This window comes from Rhodococcus sp. B7740, from assembly GCF_000954115.1.
In the GTDB taxonomy this organism is placed as follows: domain Bacteria; phylum Actinomycetota; class Actinomycetes; order Mycobacteriales; family Mycobacteriaceae; genus Rhodococcoides.
This window is the reverse complement of record NZ_CP010797.1, coordinates 2,527,110-2,545,500: the sequence shown is the minus strand read 5'-3', so window position 1 is coordinate 2,545,500 and position 18,391 is coordinate 2,527,110. Positions and strand designations below refer to the sequence as shown.

19 protein-coding genes are annotated in these 18,391 nt (G+C 65.3%); 10 read left to right on the top strand and 9 right to left on the bottom strand.

All coding sequences use genetic code 11. From position 1 onward, the window contains the following. Window positions 1-5 precede the first annotated feature (5 nt). Complete coding sequence (locus NY08_RS11670; RefSeq protein ID WP_045196509.1) at window positions 6-872, top strand: DNA-formamidopyrimidine glycosylase family protein; 867 nt, start codon at window positions 6-8, stop codon at window positions 870-872. Here the strand turns inward: NY08_RS11670 and NY08_RS11665 are convergent. Continuing rightward, window positions 865-2,409, bottom strand: a complete 1,545-nt coding sequence (locus tag NY08_RS11665) for a carboxylesterase/lipase family protein (protein ID WP_045196507.1) — start codon at window positions 2,407-2,409, stop codon at window positions 865-867. The genes NY08_RS11670 and NY08_RS11665 overlap by 8 nt on opposite strands. A 74-nt stretch (window positions 2,410-2,483) precedes the next feature. Here NY08_RS11665 and NY08_RS11660 point away from each other — a divergent pair, with 74 nt between their 5' ends. From NY08_RS11660 to NY08_RS11640, 5 genes are all read left to right on the top strand, one after another. Beyond that, a complete protein-coding gene (locus NY08_RS11660; RefSeq protein ID WP_045196505.1) occupies window positions 2,484-3,044 on the top strand; it encodes a molybdenum cofactor biosysynthesis protein in 561 nt (186 codons plus the stop codon). Window positions 3,045-3,196: 152 nt separating this feature from the next. Then, the gene (locus NY08_RS11655) at window positions 3,197-4,588 is read left to right on the top strand and encodes a GntP family permease (RefSeq protein ID WP_045200241.1); all 1,392 of its coding nucleotides are present in this window, start codon (window positions 3,197-3,199) and stop codon (window positions 4,586-4,588) included. A 47-nt stretch (window positions 4,589-4,635) separates the two neighbouring features. After that, complete coding sequence (locus NY08_RS11650) at window positions 4,636-5,856, top strand: CaiB/BaiF CoA transferase family protein (RefSeq protein WP_235387180.1); 1,221 nt, start codon at window positions 4,636-4,638, stop codon at window positions 5,854-5,856. Next, entirely contained in the window at window positions 5,857-6,780 is a 924-nt protein-coding gene (locus NY08_RS11645; protein ID WP_045196502.1) for a hydroxymethylglutaryl-CoA lyase, read from the top strand. Then, window positions 6,777-7,766 carry a 2-hydroxyacid dehydrogenase gene (locus NY08_RS11640; RefSeq protein ID WP_045196500.1) on the top strand — a complete coding sequence of 330 codons (990 nt, stop codon included), beginning with the start codon at window positions 6,777-6,779 and terminating at the stop codon, window positions 7,764-7,766. Before NY08_RS11645 ends, NY08_RS11640 begins: the two co-directional genes overlap by 4 nt. Here the strand turns inward: NY08_RS11640 and NY08_RS11635 are convergent. Together NY08_RS11635 and NY08_RS11630 are read right to left on the bottom strand one after the other, a co-directional pair. Beyond that, the gene (locus tag NY08_RS11635; RefSeq protein ID WP_045196497.1) at window positions 7,754-8,530 is read right to left on the bottom strand and encodes an IclR family transcriptional regulator; all 777 of its coding nucleotides are present in this window, start codon (window positions 8,528-8,530) and stop codon (window positions 7,754-7,756) included. The genes NY08_RS11640 and NY08_RS11635 overlap by 13 nt on opposite strands. A gap of 16 nt (window positions 8,531-8,546) precedes the next feature. After that, window positions 8,547-9,134, bottom strand: coding sequence for a TMEM175 family protein (locus tag NY08_RS11630; RefSeq protein WP_045196495.1), 588 nt, complete (start codon window positions 9,132-9,134; stop codon window positions 8,547-8,549). Window positions 9,135-9,172: 38 nt separating this feature from the next. On the opposite strand from NY08_RS11630, the gene NY08_RS11625 reads away from it, so the two are divergent. Next, the gene (locus NY08_RS11625) at window positions 9,173-10,579 is read left to right on the top strand and encodes an APC family permease (RefSeq protein WP_045196493.1); all 1,407 of its coding nucleotides are present in this window, start codon (window positions 9,173-9,175) and stop codon (window positions 10,577-10,579) included. Here the strand turns inward: NY08_RS11625 and NY08_RS11620 are convergent. Next, on the bottom strand, window positions 10,573-12,015 hold the full coding sequence (locus NY08_RS11620; RefSeq protein ID WP_045196491.1) for a dihydrolipoyl dehydrogenase family protein: 1,443 nt from the start codon (window positions 12,013-12,015) through the stop codon (window positions 10,573-10,575). The two genes, NY08_RS11625 and NY08_RS11620, sit on opposite strands and share 7 nt — an antisense overlap. 29 nt (window positions 12,016-12,044) lie before the next feature. Here NY08_RS11620 and NY08_RS11615 point away from each other — a divergent pair, with 29 nt between their 5' ends. Next, on the top strand, window positions 12,045-12,803 hold the full coding sequence (locus NY08_RS11615; RefSeq protein ID WP_032395778.1) for an SDR family oxidoreductase: 759 nt from the start codon (window positions 12,045-12,047) through the stop codon (window positions 12,801-12,803). 14 nt (window positions 12,804-12,817) lie between these two features. Here the strand turns inward: NY08_RS11615 and NY08_RS11610 are convergent, their stop codons facing one another. From NY08_RS11610 to NY08_RS11600, 3 genes are read right to left on the bottom strand one after another with little or no spacing between them, the layout of a single operon-like run. Beyond that, window positions 12,818-13,063 carry a DUF2630 family protein gene (locus tag NY08_RS11610; RefSeq protein ID WP_032395777.1) on the bottom strand — a complete coding sequence of 82 codons (246 nt, stop codon included), beginning with the start codon at window positions 13,061-13,063 and terminating at the stop codon, window positions 12,818-12,820. A gap of 16 nt (window positions 13,064-13,079) precedes the next feature. After that, on the bottom strand, window positions 13,080-14,327 hold the full coding sequence (locus tag NY08_RS11605; RefSeq protein ID WP_045196489.1) for a hypothetical protein: 1,248 nt from the start codon (window positions 14,325-14,327) through the stop codon (window positions 13,080-13,082). Next, a complete protein-coding gene (locus NY08_RS11600; protein ID WP_032395775.1) occupies window positions 14,324-15,088 on the bottom strand; it encodes a crotonase/enoyl-CoA hydratase family protein in 765 nt (254 codons plus the stop codon). Before NY08_RS11600 ends, NY08_RS11605 begins: the two co-directional genes overlap by 4 nt. A gap of 61 nt (window positions 15,089-15,149) precedes the next feature. Between NY08_RS11600 and NY08_RS11595 the strand changes: the two genes are divergently transcribed. Then, window positions 15,150-15,752, top strand: coding sequence for a TetR/AcrR family transcriptional regulator (locus NY08_RS11595; protein ID WP_045200240.1), 603 nt, complete (start codon window positions 15,150-15,152; stop codon window positions 15,750-15,752). After that, window positions 15,739-17,355 (top strand): acyl-CoA dehydrogenase family protein, encoded by a 1,617-nt coding sequence (locus NY08_RS11590; RefSeq protein ID WP_045196486.1) that lies wholly within the window; start codon window positions 15,739-15,741, stop codon window positions 17,353-17,355. Before NY08_RS11595 ends, NY08_RS11590 begins: the two co-directional genes overlap by 14 nt. Before the next feature lie 57 nt (window positions 17,356-17,412). Here the strand turns inward: NY08_RS11590 and NY08_RS25150 are convergent, their stop codons facing one another. Then, window positions 17,413-17,994 carry a hypothetical protein gene (locus NY08_RS25150; RefSeq protein WP_158462534.1) on the bottom strand — a complete coding sequence of 194 codons (582 nt, stop codon included), beginning with the start codon at window positions 17,992-17,994 and terminating at the stop codon, window positions 17,413-17,415. Between the two features lie 15 nt (window positions 17,995-18,009). Continuing rightward, on the bottom strand, window positions 18,010-18,375 hold the full coding sequence (locus tag NY08_RS25140) for a type IV toxin-antitoxin system AbiEi family antitoxin domain-containing protein (protein ID WP_052683776.1): 366 nt from the start codon (window positions 18,373-18,375) through the stop codon (window positions 18,010-18,012). Window positions 18,376-18,391 lie beyond the last annotated feature (16 nt).

Genomic DNA, 18,391 nt, shown 5'->3' with positions numbered 1-18,391 from the left:
AGTACATGCCGGAATTACCCGAGGTGGAAGCCCTTGCCGGCTTTCTGCGCGAGCATGCCGTCGGTGCGGTGATCGGTCGCATCGACATCGCTGCACTGAGCGTTCTCAAGACGTTCGATCCGCCGTTCACCGAGCTGCAGGGCAAGGACGTCACCGATGCCGCCCGTTTCGGGAAGCATTTGGCGCTCCGCGCCGGTGACCTCTGGCTGATCACCCATCTCTCTCGCGGGGGATGGTTGCGGTGGGTGGACAATCCCAGCGTCGCACCGCCGAAGCCGGGCAAAGGACCCTTGGCGCTGCGGATCCATTTCTTCACCCCCGAGGGAGCGACGCCCGCCATCGATCTCACCGAGGCGGGTACCAAGAAGCGGCTGGCGGTGTGGGTGGTGCGCGACCCGCAACAGGTTGCGAGCATTGCCCGGCTCGGTCCGGACGCGCTGACGGCCACCGAGCTCGAATTCGCCGAGATCCTCGCAGGCACTACCGCACGACTGAAGACCTCGTTGGTGGATCAGTCGCTGTTGGCAGGCATCGGCAATGCCTACTCGGACGAGATACTGCACGTGGCGAAGCTCTCGCCCTTCGCGTCGTCGAGCAAGCTCGATCCCGAATCCGTCGCGACGCTCTACGCGGCGATGCGATCGGTTCTGTCCGACGCGGTGACCCGCTCGGCCGGGCAGGATGCGGCGCGTCTGAAGGGGGAGAAGCGATCGGGGATGCGTGTACACGCCAGAACCGGACTTCCGTGCCCGGTGTGCGGCGACCCGGTACGTGAAGTCGCCTACGTCGATCGTTCTTTTCAGTACTGCGCGACGTGCCAGACGGCCGGCAAGATTCTCGCCGACCGTCGCATGTCGCGACTGCTCAAGTGACGGGTTCGAGCTTCTGGCTGTCGTAGCCCCGGTAGCCTTCCCATGCCTTGCGCCGGTCGCTCCGTGGGTCCTTCTGTACCCGGGTGCGGGTGTCGAAGATCAATGTCCGACGCGAGTCCTCGTCGTACGCCGGCCACGTGTCCAATGGTTTTCCGTTGGTGGCGAACGCAATCCAGTTCGACTGCACCTGCTCGGTGACCTCGGCGAAGGCCTTTCGTCCACCCGTGAGTGTGAGCGCCTTGCCGAAGAGGGTCTCGTTGATGCCGAACACGGCGAACAACTCGAATCCGTGGGTGGCGTCGAGGCCGAGCACCTTCATCGATCGCGGAGCGAAATCGAAGCGGTAGAAGTACGTGGGTGCGTGACGCGAATGTCCTTCGGCCACTTCGAGAGACGGCTTCCAGAAGGTGAAGTCGCCGCCGAAGTCGATGGCGGACCGCTCACTGGGGTAGCCGCGATAGCCTGCGGTGACCACGGCCTCGGCGTCGGGATCGGTGAGCGAGAACAGCTTGCCGATGCGTTCGGGGTTGGTGGGCAGTGCGTCGAGGAACTTCGGAAACAGTGTTCCCTCACGGGCATTGGTGCCGATGATCAGCGGGACGCGGTGCGCGGTGCCCTTCGCGTAGGCCTCCACCGGGCTGACCGGCAGGAAGTCGCCGTCGATCACGGGTCCGAACGGAAGCAGTCCGGGAGTGCGGTGCAGGGTGGTCAGGCCAAGCTTGGTGCCGGCCCGCCCGAGCCGTAGTACCTCGGCGTTCTCCAGGGTCTCGGCCGCGTTCTCCGCGGTGCCGCCCAGGTAGCCCACGTACTCGCGTGCCCATTGATCGGCACGCTCCTTGGTGGCCGTCATGCCGGGAGCAGAGCTCTCGGAAATGGCCTGTGCGAAAAGGCCTTTCGCAGCGGGAACCGTCATGAGTGTGGTGACCGCATTGCCGCCCGCGGATTCGCCGAAGATGGTGACGTTGTTCGGATCGCCGCCGAAGTTCGCGATGTTGCGCTGCACCCATTCCAGCGCTGCGACCTGATCCCGCAGGCCCAGGTTGGAGTCGAACGGCCGCTCGGGAGTGGAGAACTGGGACATGTCCAGGTAGCCCAGTGCGCCGAGTCGGTAGTTGACCGAGACGTAGATGATGCCGTCGCCGTCCTTCAGTGAGCGGCGCACCAGCGAGCCGCCGCCGTACAGCGGGGTCGCCGAGGTGCCGAGCGTGTAGGCACCACCGTGGATGAACACCATGACCGGGCGCGGGTTCTTGCTCGGTGCGCTCGGGGCCAACACGTTGAGCGTCAGGCAGTCCTCGCTCGACGGCTGGTACTTGCCGACGGCGAGCATCGTGCCGCGCTTGTGCTGAATGGAGGCGTTGCCCCATTCGGTGGCGTCGCGCACGCCCGACCACGGTTGGGTCGGTTGCGGCGCTCGGAAACGAAGCGGTCCGACGGGCGGGGCGGCGTACGGGATGCCGCGCCAGGTGGTCAGGTCGCCCACCGGCTTGCCCTCGATGATGCCGTCGGAGGTGGTCACGCGTGTCGTCACAGCCATGTCGCGAGTGTACTGATCAGTTCTTACCCGCGGGTAAGAACGGATGGAGATCGGTACCGGGCAGACTCGAGGGCATGCTTTTCGAGTATCGCGCCGAGATCGTGCAGTTGCTGCGCTCGCCCACGCACGCCTACTTCGGTAGATCCAAGGACGGCCCGGCCGAGTCGGCGACGGACCTGCCGACCAGCGTCGAGATCGTGGCGCACAAAGGCATTCGTGGAGATCGGTTCTTCGGCGTGAAGGCACACACCGAGGCGGCGGTGAGCTTTCTGGCCGTCGAGGCCTGGGAGGCCGTCGGCGACGTACTCGGGGTCGATGTGCCCGATCCGTCCGTGGCCAGGCGAAACGTCGTCGTACGCGGGCTGGAGCTCGACCCGTTGCGAGGGCTGGAATTCGAGCTCGATTCCGGTGACGGCTGGATTCGGTTCCGTGGTGGCCGGCCGGCCCATCCGTGCGCGTGGATGGACCGGATGGTGGTGGACGGTGCACGTAAGGCGCTGATCGGTCGCGGCGGACTGCGGGTAGAGCCGCTGTCCGACGGCATCCTGCGGGTCGGGGAACTGCTGGTCCGCTCGCCCGTCGAACTCGATCCCTCTCGGGCCGCGCTCTCGATCAGGCGCGCTCAGCCGATCTGACCTGGCTCTCGGCGGACCTTCGTGTTTCCGTGCTGCCCAGGCTCTTGCTCACGAAGTAAATCTGTGCCCATAATGTGGGTATTGGTGTGATGGATCACACCGAGCCGCATGCGATGGCAGCGGTCACTCTCATTCAGCGGGAAGAATTGCCGATGTCCGATATGTGGATCGTGATCAACACCGTCGTCGCCGTCCTGGCGGTGGTGGTCTTCATCGTTCGTTTTCACTTCAACCCGGTGATCTCGCTGGTGCTCGGTGCCGCGTACCTGGGACTGGCGACGAAGCTCGGAGTCGGCACCACCGTCGACACCATCACTGGCGGCTTCGGCGAGATCATGGCCGAGGTGGGCCTGCTCATCGCCTTCGGCGTGCTGATGGGTTCGGTACTGCAGGAGATGAACGCGATCCAGCGACTCGTCGGCACGTTGCTGCGAACCTTCGGACCCAAGCGGCTGCCGTACGCACTCTCGCTGACCATCGCGACTCTGCTGCAGTCCATCTTCCTCGACGTGCTGCTCGTGATCTCCGCTCCGCTCGCCCGCAACCTCGCCCCGAAGATCGGCAAGTACGGCACAGCGCGGATGGCCACGGCGCTGGCGATCGCGCTCGAATGCGGCATCGTGTTCATGGTCCCCGGTGTCGCGACGCTCGCACTGGCCGGACTGCTCGGCGTGCCGCTGGGCAAGATGATGATCTACGGACTGATCCTGATCGTTCCGGTCGTCGTGCTGTCGGTGGCCGTCATGTCGTTCGTCTTTCGGCACGGATGGTGGAACGAGGAGAAGGACGAGCAGCAGATCGTCGTGGTCCCAGAGCCTGTGGTCCCGGAGCCTGCCGATTCCGACGACGAGCCTCTCGAAACCGGAGGTGGCGTAGCCCAGAAGGTGCGCACCGAGAAGCAGACGTCGCTGCTGGTGTTGCTCTCGCCGCTGCTGCTCGCTCTCGTCCTCATTGCCATCGGAGCCGTACTCGAAGTCGCCGAGATCTCGATTCCCGTCGTCGAGTTCATTGCCAGCCCGGTCATCGCGCTGCTCATCGGCTTGGTGGAAACGTGCCTCATCGGTCGCTACCACGTCGGACAGGCTCGGGTGGAGAAGGCTCTCGCCCGTGGCTTCGCCGAGAGCGGTCAGATACTGATCCTCACCGGCGTCGGCGGATCGCTCGCGGCCGTCATCAACGAGGCGGGTCTCGGCGACATCCTCGGCCAGTACTTCACGGCGAGCACGGCCGCTCCATTGTTGATGGTGTGGGTCATCGCGGCCGCATTGCACATCGCCGTGGGATCGGTGACGATCTCCGCCATCACCTCGGCCGGCATTCTCGCCCCGGTCGCTCCGCTGATCGGTCTCGACCCGGTGTTCATCGCACTCGCCGCCGGTGCCGGATCGTTGTTCGCCGTCCACGTCACCAGCAACACCTTCTGGCTCCTGCAGTCCTTGATGGGCCAGTCGACCCGAGGCACACTCAAGACGTGCTCGGTGGGCGTCTCGGTGGCATCGGTCATCGCCATCGCGTTGATCGTGCCGATGAGCTGGATCCTGTGAGCCCAGATTCCATGAACCCTGATTCCGGGAGTATCGAAAGGAACACGATGGCACTGCCGCTCAGCGGAGTTCGAGTTCTCGAACTCGGCAACTACATAGCCGCCCCTACTGCGGCGCGCATGCTCGCCGATTTCGGTGCCGAGGTCATCAAGGTCGAACGGCCGGGAACCGGCGACGAACTACGCAACTGGCGGCTCTACTCCGGCACAACGTCGATGCTCTATCGCACGATCAACCGCAACAAGAAATCGATCGTGCTGGACCTGCGTACCGAACAGGGCCGCAAGGACGTCGTCGACCTCGCAGCGAAATGCGACATCGTGCTCGAGAACTTCCGGCCCGGCACGCTGGAGAAATGGGGTATCTCGCCGGAAGTGCTCAGCGCGGCCAACCCCGAATTGATCATTACGCGCATCTCGGCCTTCGGCCAGACGGGCCCCATGTCGCAGCGACCCGGATTCGCCGCTGTCGCAGAGGCGTACGGCGGCTTTCGCAATCTCGTGGGTGACCCGGATCGGCCACCCGTCCGGGTCGGGGTCTCGATCGGGGACTCCATCGCCGGGCTGTACGCGGCGTTCGGATGCGTCATGGCCCTGTTCCAACGGCAGACCCAGCGCGCGGCGCAGGCCTCCGACGGGCAGTCTCCGCTGTCGCTGGCACAGCGTTCCATCGATGTGGCGCTGAACGAATCGATTCTGTCGATGATGGAATCGCTGATTCCGGACTACCTCGCCTACGGTGTCGAACGCGAGCGCACGGGCGGCCGAATGGAAGGCATCGCACCCTCGAACGCGTACCCGTGCAACGACGGACACTCGATCATCATCGCCGGCAACGGCGATGCGATCTTCCAGCGCTACATGGAGACCATCGATCGTCCCGATCTGGGAGCCGACCCGGACCTGGCGTCCAACGCCGGTCGGTGGCGTCGACGCGACGAGTTGGACGCCGCGATCTCGGCGTGGACCGGGTTGCACTCGCGCGAGCAGGCGTTGAAGATTCTCGACGCCGCCGGGGTGCCGTCGGGTCCGATCTACACCGCGGCGGACATCGTCGCCGACAAACAGTACGCCGCCCGCAACATGATTCAGCACTTCTCGGTCGACACCGGAGGCGACGAGCCCACCGACGTCGGATTCGTCGGCGTCGTCCCGGTGATCGGTGACGCGTCCCTGCCGATTCGTTCGGTCGGACCGGATCTGGGCGAACACACCAGGGAAGTACTGTCGACTCTGCTCGGCCGCACCGACGAAGAGATGAGCCTCTAGATGTACCGATTCGCTCCCGCCGCAGAGCTTCGCGACGTCACGATGCGCGACGGTCTGCAGCTCACCGGCAAGATGCTCGCCACCGAACGAAAGCTCGAGATCATCAGAGCGCTCATCGAACTCGGCGTGCCCTCGCTCGAGATCGGCTCGATGGCTCGGGGTGACAAGGTGCCGCCGATGGCCAACACGCTCGAGGTGATCGGTGAGCTCACCGCCGCCGAACTCGCTCGATGCTGGGTGTGGGTCGCCACTCCACGTCACATCGAAAAGGCCGCTGCCGCCGGAGCCCGCAACTTCCAGTACTGCTTCTCCGCCTCGGACTCGCACAATCAGGCCAACATCGGCCGTACCACCGAGGTGTCCCTGGCTGCGATGCCCGACGCCGTCGACATCACTCGATCGGTCGGCGGTAAGATAGAGCTCTGCATCGCGACCTCCTTCACCTGCCCCTTCGAGGGGCAGGTGCCGGCGGACCGGGTCATCGAGATCGCCAACGACGAACGAGCAACCGGTGCAACGGATATCGTCATCTGTGACACCCTCGGGCAGGCGGTACCGGTACAGGTGCAGTCGCTGATCTCGCGGGTCCGCGAGGAAACCCCCGACCGCAGAGTGGTGTTCCACGGACACGACACCTGGGGCCTGGGCGTCGCGAACACCCTCGCGGCGATCTCGGCCGGTGCGACGATGGTCGACGGTTCACTGGGCGGACTGGGCGGATGCCCCTTCGCTCCTGGGGCCAGCGGCAACACCTCGTCGGAGGACATTCTCTTCGCAACGCGGCCGGACTGGTTCGAGCCGGCGACGCTGGCGTCCATGGCGTCTCTCTCGGAGGGGCTGCTCGCCGAGCTGGACGAGCCCATGCGATCGAAGGCCGTTCAGGGTGTCCGGTCCGAGGCGCGCGCCTTCGAGTGGGTCGCATGAGCCGCATCCTCGTCACCACCGAGATCCCGGCACCGGGGATGGACATTCTGCGGGCGGCGGGGGACGTGGACCTGAGGGCGGTCGATCACGAGAAACTCGTCGCCGCCTGCTCCTCCGGTGAATACTCGGTCGTCGTGTCCCAGTTACGTGATCGGTTCGATGCGGAGTTGCTGGAGACGGCGTCGATCGTCGGGATCTCCAACTACGCCGTCGGATTCGACAACATCGACATCGCCGCCGCGACGCAGCGCGGGATCACCGTCGCCAACACCCCAGGGGTTCTGACGAACTCGACCGCCGACATCGCGATGCTGTTGATACTGTCCACTGCTCGCCGCGCCGTGGAGGCCGATGCATTCGTCCGTTCCGGCTCGTTCACCGGGTGGGAGCCGGAACTGCTTCTCGGCAGCGATGTCTCGGATCGAGTACTGGGACTGGCCGGCTTCGGCCGCATTGCCCGCGCCACCGCTCGCCGGGCACTGGGGTTCGGCATGACGGTGAAGTTCTGTCCGCGCCCGCCCGGTGATCGAGAGGTCTCCGACGACGAGCTCGGTGAGTTCGCGGGTCGCGTCGAGCATGCGTCGTGGGACGAGATCGTCACGACCAGCGATTTTCTGTCCCTGCACGTTCCGCTGTCGGACTCCACCCACCATCTGGTGGACGCCGCAGTGCTCGGGGCGATGAAGCCGTCGGCGATCGTGATCAACACCGCGCGAGGACCGGTGATCGACGAGGCCGCTCTGGTGACCGCGCTCCGCGAGGGGACCGTTGCCGCAGCAGGATTGGACGTCTACGAGCGCGAGCCGGCCCTCGAACCCGGCCTGGCCGATCTGCCCAACACGGTATTGCTCCCACATGTGGGGAGCGCGACGGTGTCGGTGCGTTCGGAGATGGCCCGGCTGTGCGCCACCAACGCAGCTGCGATGGTCGGCGGTTCGATGCCTGCGCATCCGGTGAATCCCGACGCCTGGTCTCACGCAGGGTAGCGGCCGCCGAGGGTCCTCGTGATCTGCTCGGCGTGAGAGATCAGCAGATCCACCCAGTCCTCGCACTGCGACTGCGGCATGCGCAGTGTCGGTCCGCTGATGGTGACGGCACCGACGATGTCCGCGGCCGAATCGAACACCGGTGCGGACAGTCCCGACGCGCCGGTCTCGCGCTCGCCGGTGGTGATCGCATAACCGTCGGCTCTGGTCTGCGCCAACAGGGTTCGCATCGTCTCGGCTTCGGTCACCGTCTGCTCGGTCATCGATTCGAGTTCACGGGACAGGACACGCTCGGCCAGGTCGTCGTCCCAGGCCAGCAGGACGCGGCTGGCCGATCCCGCGCTGAGCGGGATCACCTTGCCGACGTACATGTCCCGGCGCAAGGCGTGGCGGGTCTCGGCGATGGCGACGCACACGCGGTAGTTCTGTTCCGGCCGAAAGAAACACGCGGTCTCGGTCGTCAGATCGCGCAGGTCCTTGAGCACGGGGTTGACGACCGAGAGCACGTCGAGGTCCTTGGTCGCCGTCGCTGCCCAGTAGGCCATCCGCACTCCGATACGGATCCGATCGCCGCCCCGGTCCAGAAATCCTTGCTGCACAAGGTTGGTGACGAGACGCTGCACCGTCGAGGTGGGCAGGCCGGTGGTCTGTTGGATCTCACCGAGCGTCATCGAGGGGCGGTCGAACGAGAAGGCGTCGAGAATCTCGGTGATCTTGCCCAGCACGAGAAGCGGTTGCTGCTTCGACGCGCTCTCGGTACTCACCCGACCAATCTACTCGTCAGACACGGCCGAGGAGGCGGTTGATCGGCGCTGTCAGGAACAGGAGGAGTAGCGACCACAGGCCCAGCGGTGTGAACGTCAGTCCCAGAGCGGCCAGGATGAGAACCGAGGTGATCGCGCCGTTGCGTACGCCGCCGTGACGCGGTGCGTCGTCGGCGACGATGTTCGGATGCCGGGAGACGATCACGTCGGCCGTGAACATCGAGACGACCGACACCGCGATGGTCGCGACGTACAACGGTGCCGCACTGGCGTCGTACCCGCTCTTCTCGGCGATCAACTTGGTGGGGAACGGCAGGAACACGATCGAGAGCAACCAGACGAAGTTCACCCATATCAAACCCTTGGTGTAGCCGACCAGGGCACGGAACACGCGATGATGGCTCAGCCACTGCGAGAAGATGACCAGAAAGCTGAGTACGAATGCGAACAGCTCGACACCGTGGTCACGCAGAATATCGACGAATTGTGCGCTTTCGTCCGGTTCGGCCAGTTCCACCAACGGCAGAATGAGCAGTGTCGCGGCAATCGCGACCACGGCGTCGCTGAAGTTGACGAGTCTGTCGAATCCACGTTCGTATTCCATGTCAGCATTGTGCACTTCGGACGAGTAGCGTCCGAACGATGTCCGATCGACGTACTCTCACCACCGGCCGAGTGGTATTTCTCGTGGTTGCTGCGGCGGCCCCGATGGCGGCCATGATCGGCAACGTGCCGCTGGCCCTCATACGCGGCAACGGTGCCGGTCTGCCTGCGGCCTACGCGATCAGTGCCGTTGTGCTGCTGTGCTTCTCGGTGGGTTTCGCGGCGATCAGTCAGCAGGTGTACAGCACCGGAGCCTTCTATACCTACATCGGTCTCGCACTGGGGAAGCCGCCGGGAGTTGCTGCCGCGTATGTCGCAGTTGTCGCGTATACCTCGCTCGCATGTGGACTTTCGGGTGCGTTCGGCTATTTCACTCACCTGGTGTTCGCCGATTCCGGTATCGACATTCCGTGGTACGTCTTCACGGCGGTCGCTGTCGTGATTGTCGCTTTCCTGGGTTTCAGGAATGCCGATCTTTCCGCGAAGGTGTTGGGAACGCTGATGGTTCTCGAATTCGCTTTTCTGACGGTGTTCAACGTCCTGGTGGTGGGTGAGAAGGGAACCGCGGCGATACCACTGGAATCGTTCAGTCCCACGCAGGTGTTTTCCGGATCGCTGGGGATAGCGATGATGTTCGCCTTCTCGAGTTTCATCGGTTTCGAGTCGGCCGCCCTCTACGGAGAGGAAACCAAGGACCCCAGACGCAGCATCCCACGCGCGACGTTCATCGCGGTGTCGCTCATCGCGGTGTTCTACGTGCTGACGAGTTGGATCATCGTCGGGGCCGCGGGCGGGCTCGATGCGCCGGTGCTGGCGCAGAGCGAACTGGGCAATCTTCTGTTCACGCTGGCGCAGCAGTACGGAGGAACGGTGCTGTACGACGGTACGGCAGTATTGTTGTGCACCAGCGTGCTCGCGTCGTATCTCGCCGTACACAACGCAGCGAGCCGATATCTGTTCGCCCTCGGGCGTGAGCACGTACTTCCGGCGCGGTTGGGCCGAATTCACCCGCATCACTCGAGCCCGCACATCGGCAGCATCACCGCCTCACTGGTGGCTGCCGTGGCGCTGGCGGTGTTCGCGGTGACCGGTGCCGACCCGTACCTGATCTACGCCGCCGGGGCCATCGGCCTCGGAACTCTGGGGGTGATCGCCCTGCAGGCCGCCGCAGCGCTGTCGGTGGTGGTGTTCTTCATCGGCCACCCCGACCGTTCCGTGTGGCGCACCGCTGTCGCCCCCGGCATCGGCTTCGTCGGTTTCATGACCGGATTGATCCTCGCCGGAACGCATTACAGCGTTCTCACCGGTTCCGATTCTGCGGTCGTCAACGCGATACCCGTGGTGTTGATACTCGCCGCGATCCTCGGTGTCCTGGTGGCTCTGCGCATCAGGAAAGCGGACCCGAAGACCTACGAGGGAATCGCCGCGGCCTACATGCGTCAGTGATCGGCTGTTCTGCGAGCCTCGAGGAGTCTGAGCCAGATTTCGCTGACCGTCGGATACGACGGCACCGCATGCCACAGGTCGTCGATCGAAACCTTGCCGACCACAGCCACAGTGGCTGCGTGGACCAGCTCTGCGACTCCCGGACCGACGAAGGTTGCGCCCACTATCGTGTCGGCGGCGCGGTCGATCACCAGCTGCGCCCGTCCCGAGTAATCGTCCTGCTGCAGAGACGAACCCGCGACGGCGATGTCCAGCGCGATGATCTCGACGTCGATGCCCGTCTCCCTGGCCTTGGCCTCGGTCAGGCCGACGGAGGCCACCTCGAGTGGCGTGAACACCACCTGGGGAATTCGACCGTGATCTGCGGTCGCACGGAATCTCTTGCTGTCCAGGGGCTTTCCCTCGGCCCTGGCGGCGATGACGTCGCCGGCCACCCGGCCCTGGTACTTGCCCATGTGCGTCAGCGGAGCTCGTCCGTTGACGTCGCCCACCGCGTAGAGCCACTCGTGGCCGGGAACGTTCAGGTGATCGTCGACATCGATGTAGCGCCCCTCCTCGAGTCCGAGGCTCGACAACCCGAGGTCCGCACTCGCCGGAGTACGTCCCGCGGCGACGAGAACTTCGTCGACCGTGATCTCGCTGCCGTCGACGACGAGACCGACCGGGCCACCGTGAATCCGACCGATGCCGGTGTCGGCAGGGTTCTCTCGTGACACGGACTCGAGGGTGGCGTCGAGCATGATGGTGGCACCTCGCGCTGTCAGCGCGTTCGCGACGAGTTCGCCTGCGAACGGTTCGGAAGCGGCGAGCAGCGACGAGCCGCGCACGATCATCGTGACCTTCGCTCCGAGCGAGAGCAACCAGGTGGCCGCTTCCGTCGCGACGACGCCACCGCCGATGACGGCGACGTGGCCGGGGGTCTCGTGAATGTTGGTGGCATCGCGGGAGATCCACGGCCGGGCATCGCGCAGGCCCGGTGTGTTCGGTACCGAGGCAGTGGTTCCGGTGGCGAGGACGACGGCGTGCCGGGCGGTGAGCGTGCGCCCGTCGACCTCGACCGTTCTGTCCCCGGTCAGGCGTCCGTGACCGCGCACGACGGAGATCCCTGCTTTCTCCGCCCACGTCATCTGCGACGAATCGTCGAGGCCGTGGGTGAAGGATTCGCGTCGGGCCAGGACGGCGTCGGCATCGAGGGGCTGATCGCCGACCAGTTCCTTGACCCCCGGCATGTTTCGTGCGGTGTCGAGAACCTCGCTGGGGCGCAGCAGCGCCTTGCTCGGCATGCACGCCCAGTACGAGCATTCGCCGCCGAGCAGTTCGTGCTCGACGATCACGACCGTGCGGTCGCTGCCCTGTATCGCGTACTGAGCGGCGTTCTCGCCGACCGGGCCACCGCCGATGACGATGACATCGAATTCCGAGCTTTCTGAGGCCATTGCTCCACAGTGACATAGGCTCGCCGCTTATGGCGACCACTCGGAACAAGATTCTGATCACCGGAGCGAGCTCGGGGCTCGGCGAGGAAATGGCGCGACGGTTCGCAGGCATGGGCCGGGATCTGGCGCTCTGCGCCCGGCGGGTCGAGCGGCTGGACGACCTTCGTGCGGAGCTGATGCACCACAACCCGAACATCACCGTGGTGGTCCGAGCACTCGACGTCACCGATCACGACGCGGTGGGTGAGGTGTTCGGAAAACTGCGTGACGAATTGGGCGGCCTCGATCGAGTGATCGTCAATGCCGGTCTCGGCAAGGGCGCGAAGATCGGAACCGGCCGCGCCGACGCCAACCTGCAGACCGCGCACACGAACTTCATCGGAGCGCTGTCGCAGGCCGAGGCCGCACTGTCGATCTTTCGTGAGCAGAAACGCGGGCACCTGGTGTTCGTCTCGTCCATCAGCGCCGACCGGGGACTGCCGGGGGCCAAGGCGACCTACTCGGCCAGCAAAGCGGCAGTGGCGTCGTTGGGTGAATCGTTGGCCACGGAACTGTCGCGAACCGACATCACCGTCACCACCCTGCTACCCGGGTTCATCGCCACCGACATGTCCGCCAATGCGGGCGACAGTGCCGCTCTCACAGCCACTCTGGACGAGGGGGTATCGGCGATGGTCGACGCCATCGAGAGCGAGACCCGCCGCGCCGCGCTACCCGGACTCAAGTGGCGGGGCATCGACGCGGCGCTGAGGTTCCTGCCGAATGTGCTGACGGATCGATTGGTGTAGCTCCAGGGCCGGGGTTACTGCAGGTACCCCTCGACCTGGTCGATGCTGTTGGCGGTTGCGGTGTCGGGGTTCTGGCCTGCGTCGATGCGCGCCCGGCGCTGGCGGAGCAGGTCCCAGCACTGGTCGAGGGCGTGCTCGAGGGATGCCAGTTGAGCCTTCTCGGTGTCCGGGTCGATATCGCCCGACTGGGTCTCGGTGCGAAGTTTGTGCTCGGTGGCAATGAGCTGCTGGATCTTGGTGTGGATATCGTGCTCGTTCATGGCGACAACGCTAGACCTACCAGGGTTCGGCGGCCAGGTTCCGTGTCGCCAGGGCTCGATGTACGGCCGCGGTGAGCTCGGCGGTCGATCCCGCCAGGGCGTTGTCGGTGCACACGAGCGAGAGTGTGTAGTTGCCGTCCAGTCGGGAGAGGTAGGTCGACATCCTGATCGTCGACAGCGCGCCCGACGGGTTCGGATGGATCGCGCGGGTCGCGAGTCCGCACGATCGGTGGGAGCCGAGTGCGGTGAGGCCGTCGGGAATATCGCCGATGTTCGAGCACAACACTTCTCCGCGGCCCGGGGTCGACGTCAGCTTCGCGGCGAGACGGTGGGGGAGCAGCTGGACGATCTCGGGTGGATACCCTGCCGGGGCCCCGACAGGTTTGCCGAACGCCGCCTTGCACGCTGCTCGGATGGCCGCGGGCGAGTCGTCTCCACGGACGGCGACGGTGGCCATGCCGATGGCGTTGGCATCACCGGACCCGGTACGAAAAGGAATGTCGACGGTCACCGCGGGTGACCCGAGTTCGCTCATCGTGGCGGCGACGATGGAGACGAACAGCGAATTTGCCGATCCACCGACGCGTCGCGCCGTCGAATCCCATTCCGCAGCATCGATATCCACGATCACCGACTGCATCCCGTGCGCGTGGTGTGGCGCGATACCGCCGGGGTCGCCGGTGGTGAACGCCCGCAGTTCGGCGCGGGCCTTCCTGCTGACCCACAATCTGGCCGTCGCCGCGATGGATCGCAGGGCAACGGTGACGATCATCGAGATCGCGTCCTTCACATCCGAGCCCGGATGCAGCGCAGGCGCGGGTGCCGATCCGGAAAAGGCGCGAGCGGCAGAGTCGATCAGTTCCCTGGCATCGGCCAGCGCGTGCGAACACACCAGGGACAGCACGGTGCCGCCGTGTGCAACGGGCGCGGCCGTCAACCGCCAGCCGGGCCCGTACTGCGGGTCGAGTCGAACGTCTGCCTGCGTATCGGCCCATCCGATGATGTCGTCGACCGGGTCGGTGGCGTAGACGAGCGGAAGCGTCGCGGACGAGATGTCCCATCGAAGCCGTGCTCCGGGTATGCGGGGCTTGCCGACCCGACGGCCGAGCTGCCCGACGGCCAGCTCGTCGTGGATCCGCTCGAGTTCTGCTGCGGTCACCGTCTCGGTGGTGCGCCAGATACCTTGGAGTGCAATGGGAATTCCGTAGCCGCGGTGGGTCCGGAGAAAGATCTCGTCGATCACCGACAGGCGGGTCGATTTCACGGGCTCGCGGTGCCGTGTCGTCCCGCCCCCGAAGCGAACCTGCTCGCGCCGCTGAGCGCGTCGGCGTTGATCGAGATGGCACCGTGTCGGAATTCGTTCCTCAAGGCGGTCTCCTCGTCGAGACCGTCCTGTTCGAGCAGGGACAGTCGATCCTCTCGCATGCACGTCTGCGGCAGCAGGGCGAGTTGAGCAGCCAACGCCTCCGCTTCCGACCGGGCTCGACCCACCGGAACCCTTCTGGTGATCAGACCGATGTTCAACGCTTCCTCGGAGTCGACAGCGCGACCGGTGAGGATCATGTCCATCGCTCGGCCCGTGCCCACGATGCGCGGCAATCGCACTGTGCCGCCGTCGATCAACGGAACTCCCCAGCGTCGGCAGAAGACGCCGAACGTGGCGTCGTCCTCGGCGATGCGGAGGTCGCACCACAGCGCGAGTTCCAGTCCGCCCGCGACGGCGTATCCCGACACGGCGGCGATGACGGGCTTGGACAACCGCATTCGCGTCGGGCCCATCGGGCCGTCCCCGTGTTCGGTGGCGTGATTCGAGCGTGGAGTGCCCAGTGCTTTCAGGTCGGCTCCCGAGCAGAACGTGCCGCCCTCGCCCCACAGCACTGCCACCGAGGCTGATTCGTCGGCGTCGAACTCCTCGAACGCCTGGATCAACTCCTGGGCGGTGGGGCCGTCGACGGCGTTGCGTGCCTCGGGGCGTGACAGGACGATGGTGGTGACGGGGCCTGATCGCTCGATCCGTACCGACATGTCAGTGAACGTTACTCGAGTTCTCTTGCGTGAAGCAATGAATCAGTGCTTCAATCCTTGCGTGCCGTATCGACGAACCCCAGCAGTGCAGGCCAGGCTCGACGCCGGTCGCGACAAGCTGTTCGCCGCCGCCATCGAGATCCTCTCGACGCAGGGATATGCAGGTCTGTCGGTGGCCTCGGTCGCCGCGGCAGCAGGAGTGTCCTCGGGCAGCGTCTACACCCATTTCGAGGGAAAAGCAGATCTGGTGGTCGCGATCTTTCGCGAGGTCTGCAGTCGGGAGGTCGCCGCGGTGGTCACCGCGTGCGAACACGGCAGCGCCGTCGAGCGAGTGACCGCAGTGGTGCAGACATTCGCCGGACGCGCCCTGAAGAACCGGACGATGGCGTACGCCCTGCTGGCCGAACCGGTCGACCCGGCCGTGGACGCCGAGCGTCTGGTGTTCCGGCAGAAGTTCACCGACGCCTTCGCCGACGCGATCGTGGCGGGCATCGACGCCGGAGAGATCCCCGAGCAGGACGCGGCCATCTCGGCAGCAGCGCTGGTCGGTGCCGCCGGCGAAGTGATGGTCGGCCCGTTGTCCTCGCACGAATCGGTGGATCCAGTACCCAGTCTCGTCGCATTGTCGTTGCGCGCGTTAGGAGTTCGAGATGGACACGCATGAGGTATTCAACCAGGCCATCGACCTGACGCCCTACGACACCTCCGCGGACCCGTCGTTGCTCGACGGCGTGACGAGGGCAGGCGCAGGCTGGGCACTCGACGAGGTCGGCCGGCTCGGGGCGCTCGCCGGTGGCGTGCAAGCCCAGGAGTGGGGCAGGCTCGCCAACGAGAACCCGCCGGTGCTGAGAACCCACGATCGCTACGGGCAACGTATCGACGAGGTCGAATTCCACCCGCACTGGCACGATCTGATGACCGTTGCCGTCGAGCACGGACTGCACGCCACCCCATGGACCGACGACCGCGTCGGTGCACACGTCGCCCGTGCCGCCAAGTTCTACGTCTGGGGCCAGGCCGAGGCCGGGCACATGTGCCCCATTTCGATGACCTACGCCGTCGTTCCGGCGTTGCGGCACAACCCCTCTCTGGCTGCACAGTACGAGCCGTTGTTGGCCTCGCGCGAATACGACTTCGGTCTGCGTGTGCCGTCGGAGAAACGTGGACTGATCGCCGGTATGTCCATGACCGAGAAGCAGGGCGGATCCGACGTTCGCGCGAACACCACCACGGCCACCCCGTCGTCGGACGGAACGTACTCGATCGTCGGCCACAAGTGGTTCACCTCCGCGCCGATGTCGGACATGTTCCTCACCCTCGCGCAGGCACCCGGCGGGCTCTCGTGCTTCATGCTGCCGCGCGTACTGCCCGACGGCACCCGCAACCGAATGATGCTGCAGCGCTTGAAGGACAAGCTGGGCAACAAGTCGAACGCATCCGGGGAGCTCGAATACCACGGGGCCACCGGCTGGCTCGTCGGCGAAGAGGGGCGCGGCGTCCGCACCATCATCGAGATGGTCAACATGACCAGGTTGGACTGCGTCATCGGGTCGGCGGCGGGAATTCGCAATGCCACCGTGCGCGCAGTTCATCACGCGCGTCATCGGGCTGCGTTCGGGGCTGCACTGGTCGATCAGCCGCTGATGCGAAACGTGCTGGCGGACTTGACCATCGAATCCGAGGCCGCCACCGCCGCCATGATCCGCCTGGCTCAGGCCACCGACGGTTCGGCCCGCGGCGACGAGCAGGAGAGCGCACTGCGCCGAATCGCGTTGGCCGTCACCAAGTACTGGGTGTGCAAACGAGCGCCGGCCCACGCCGCCGAGGCCCTCGAATGTCTCGGTGGCAACGGCTATGTCGAGGAATCGGGTATGCCTCGGCTGTTCCGTGAATCGCCGCTGATGTCGATCTGGGAAGGATCGGGCAACGTCGCCGCACTCGATTCCCTGCGGGCACTAGCCCGTCAACCCGACAGTGTCGAGGCGTTCTTCGGTGAGATCGGCCAGGCGGCGGGCGCGGATTCTCGCTTGGACGACGCCATCGCCCGCGTCGGCAAAGAACTCTCCGACACCTCCGACATGGAATACCGGGCCCGCCGAGTCGTCGAACTGATGGCGCTGACCTTTCAGGGCGCGCAACTGGTGATGCACGGGGATTCCGCTGTCGCCGACGCCTTCTGCGCCAGTCGACTCGACCGAGACTGGGGCATCGCCTTCGGCACCCTCCCGACAGGAGTCGATACGACGGCGGTGTTGGCTCGGGTGTGATGCTGGGGATTTACGCCCCTCGTGGGAATTCGCACCGCCTGTAGGGTGCGCATATTCCTACGAGCGCCGTAGCCGCGGGAAGGGGAGTTCGGCGTACCGTCCACTCGGCGGGCCGAGGAGCAACGCACGCCGATAGGCAGCATGGAGCCTGTCGATGATGACATGCGGAGTCGACAAGTCCCGCCAGTCGAATCTGAAGACGGTCCTGCCTTGCTCGGCGAGCCGGTTGTGGCGATTCTTCTCTGCGATGATTGCTTGCCGTGGCTGCGGACCGTACTTGTTTTCCCCGTCGAACTCGGCGATCACCTCGGCCAGGTCGGGAAACAGGAAGTCGGTACGGGCGATGCGTCGACCGCCGTCGTCGAAGATCGTCTGATTGGACAGCGGAGTCGACACTGTCTGCAGGATCAGTCGCGATCTACTCTCGCCGACACTGTCGCTGCGTGCACTCATCGCGCCGATAGCTCGTCGAGCGCGTCCAGCACCGCTTCGGTGTTGCGCCGCATCGCACGATTCCTCGAGTTCGTCGATCGTGGTGAGGCCGTGCCGCAATGCCCGATCACCGAGACACACCGCAACGTCGAGTGGATGAGTCCTGGCGACGTCGACGACTGTGCGCGCTGGGCGGGTGACCCGCATACCGTCGAGATGAAGCTACTCGTCGTCGAGTAGATCGGTGCCGTGAAGGAACCGGCGTCGACTTCGCTTGCCCGAGTGGCCGCGACGCGTGGTCATCGTCACCGTGTCCAGCGGTAAGTTCCACACGTCGAGTCCGAGAACCACCGCCGCGGATGCATGACTGAGTACGACGTCGTCGCCGCAATCGACATAGGTCGCCTGAGCCAGGAGCGCATGCTGCTGCGCAGAGTCCAGTGTCGCGAGAACATCCTCTCGAACGAACCAGCCTCTGCGGATTGCAACGATGGACTTGTGTGCGCGTGCCCGTCGAAGGTCGTCATCGGTGAAGCCCGACGCGAGTGCATCGGCACGGGTGAAGAGCCCACGTTGGTCGAAGTCCATGCTCGATTGGACGCAC

Excerpts from the sequence above, each read along its gene's own strand:
- NY08_RS11670 (WP_045196509.1), top strand. The coding sequence starts at position 6 with ATGCCGGAATTACCCGAGGTGGAAGCCCTTGCCGGCTTTCTGCGCGAG.
- NY08_RS11665 (WP_045196507.1), bottom strand. The coding sequence starts at position 2,409 with ATGGCTGTGACGACACGCGTGACCACCTCCGACGGCATCATCGAGGGC.
- NY08_RS11660 (WP_045196505.1), top strand. The coding sequence starts at position 2,484 with ATGCTTTTCGAGTATCGCGCCGAGATCGTGCAGTTGCTGCGCTCGCCC.
- NY08_RS11655 (WP_045200241.1), top strand. The coding sequence starts at position 3,197 with ATGTCCGATATGTGGATCGTGATCAACACCGTCGTCGCCGTCCTGGCG.
- NY08_RS11650 (WP_235387180.1), top strand. The coding sequence starts at position 4,636 with ATGGCACTGCCGCTCAGCGGAGTTCGAGTTCTCGAACTCGGCAACTAC.
- NY08_RS11645 (WP_045196502.1), top strand. The coding sequence starts at position 5,857 with ATGTACCGATTCGCTCCCGCCGCAGAGCTTCGCGACGTCACGATGCGC.
- NY08_RS11640 (WP_045196500.1), top strand. The coding sequence starts at position 6,777 with ATGAGCCGCATCCTCGTCACCACCGAGATCCCGGCACCGGGGATGGAC.
- NY08_RS11630 (WP_045196495.1), bottom strand. The coding sequence starts at position 9,134 with ATGGAATACGAACGTGGATTCGACAGACTCGTCAACTTCAGCGACGCC.
- NY08_RS11625 (WP_045196493.1), top strand. The coding sequence starts at position 9,173 with ATGTCCGATCGACGTACTCTCACCACCGGCCGAGTGGTATTTCTCGTG.
- NY08_RS11620 (WP_045196491.1), bottom strand. The coding sequence starts at position 12,015 with ATGGCCTCAGAAAGCTCGGAATTCGATGTCATCGTCATCGGCGGTGGC.
- NY08_RS11615 (WP_032395778.1), top strand. The coding sequence starts at position 12,045 with ATGGCGACCACTCGGAACAAGATTCTGATCACCGGAGCGAGCTCGGGG.
- NY08_RS11610 (WP_032395777.1), bottom strand. The coding sequence starts at position 13,063 with ATGAACGAGCACGATATCCACACCAAGATCCAGCAGCTCATTGCCACC.
- NY08_RS11600 (WP_032395775.1), bottom strand. The coding sequence starts at position 15,088 with ATGTCGGTACGGATCGAGCGATCAGGCCCCGTCACCACCATCGTCCTG.
- NY08_RS11590 (WP_045196486.1), top strand. The coding sequence starts at position 15,739 with ATGGACACGCATGAGGTATTCAACCAGGCCATCGACCTGACGCCCTAC.
- NY08_RS25150 (WP_158462534.1), bottom strand. The coding sequence starts at position 17,994 with ATGCGGGTCACCCGCCCAGCGCGCACAGTCGTCGACGTCGCCAGGACT.
- NY08_RS25140 (WP_052683776.1), bottom strand. The coding sequence starts at position 18,375 with ATGGACTTCGACCAACGTGGGCTCTTCACCCGTGCCGATGCACTCGCG.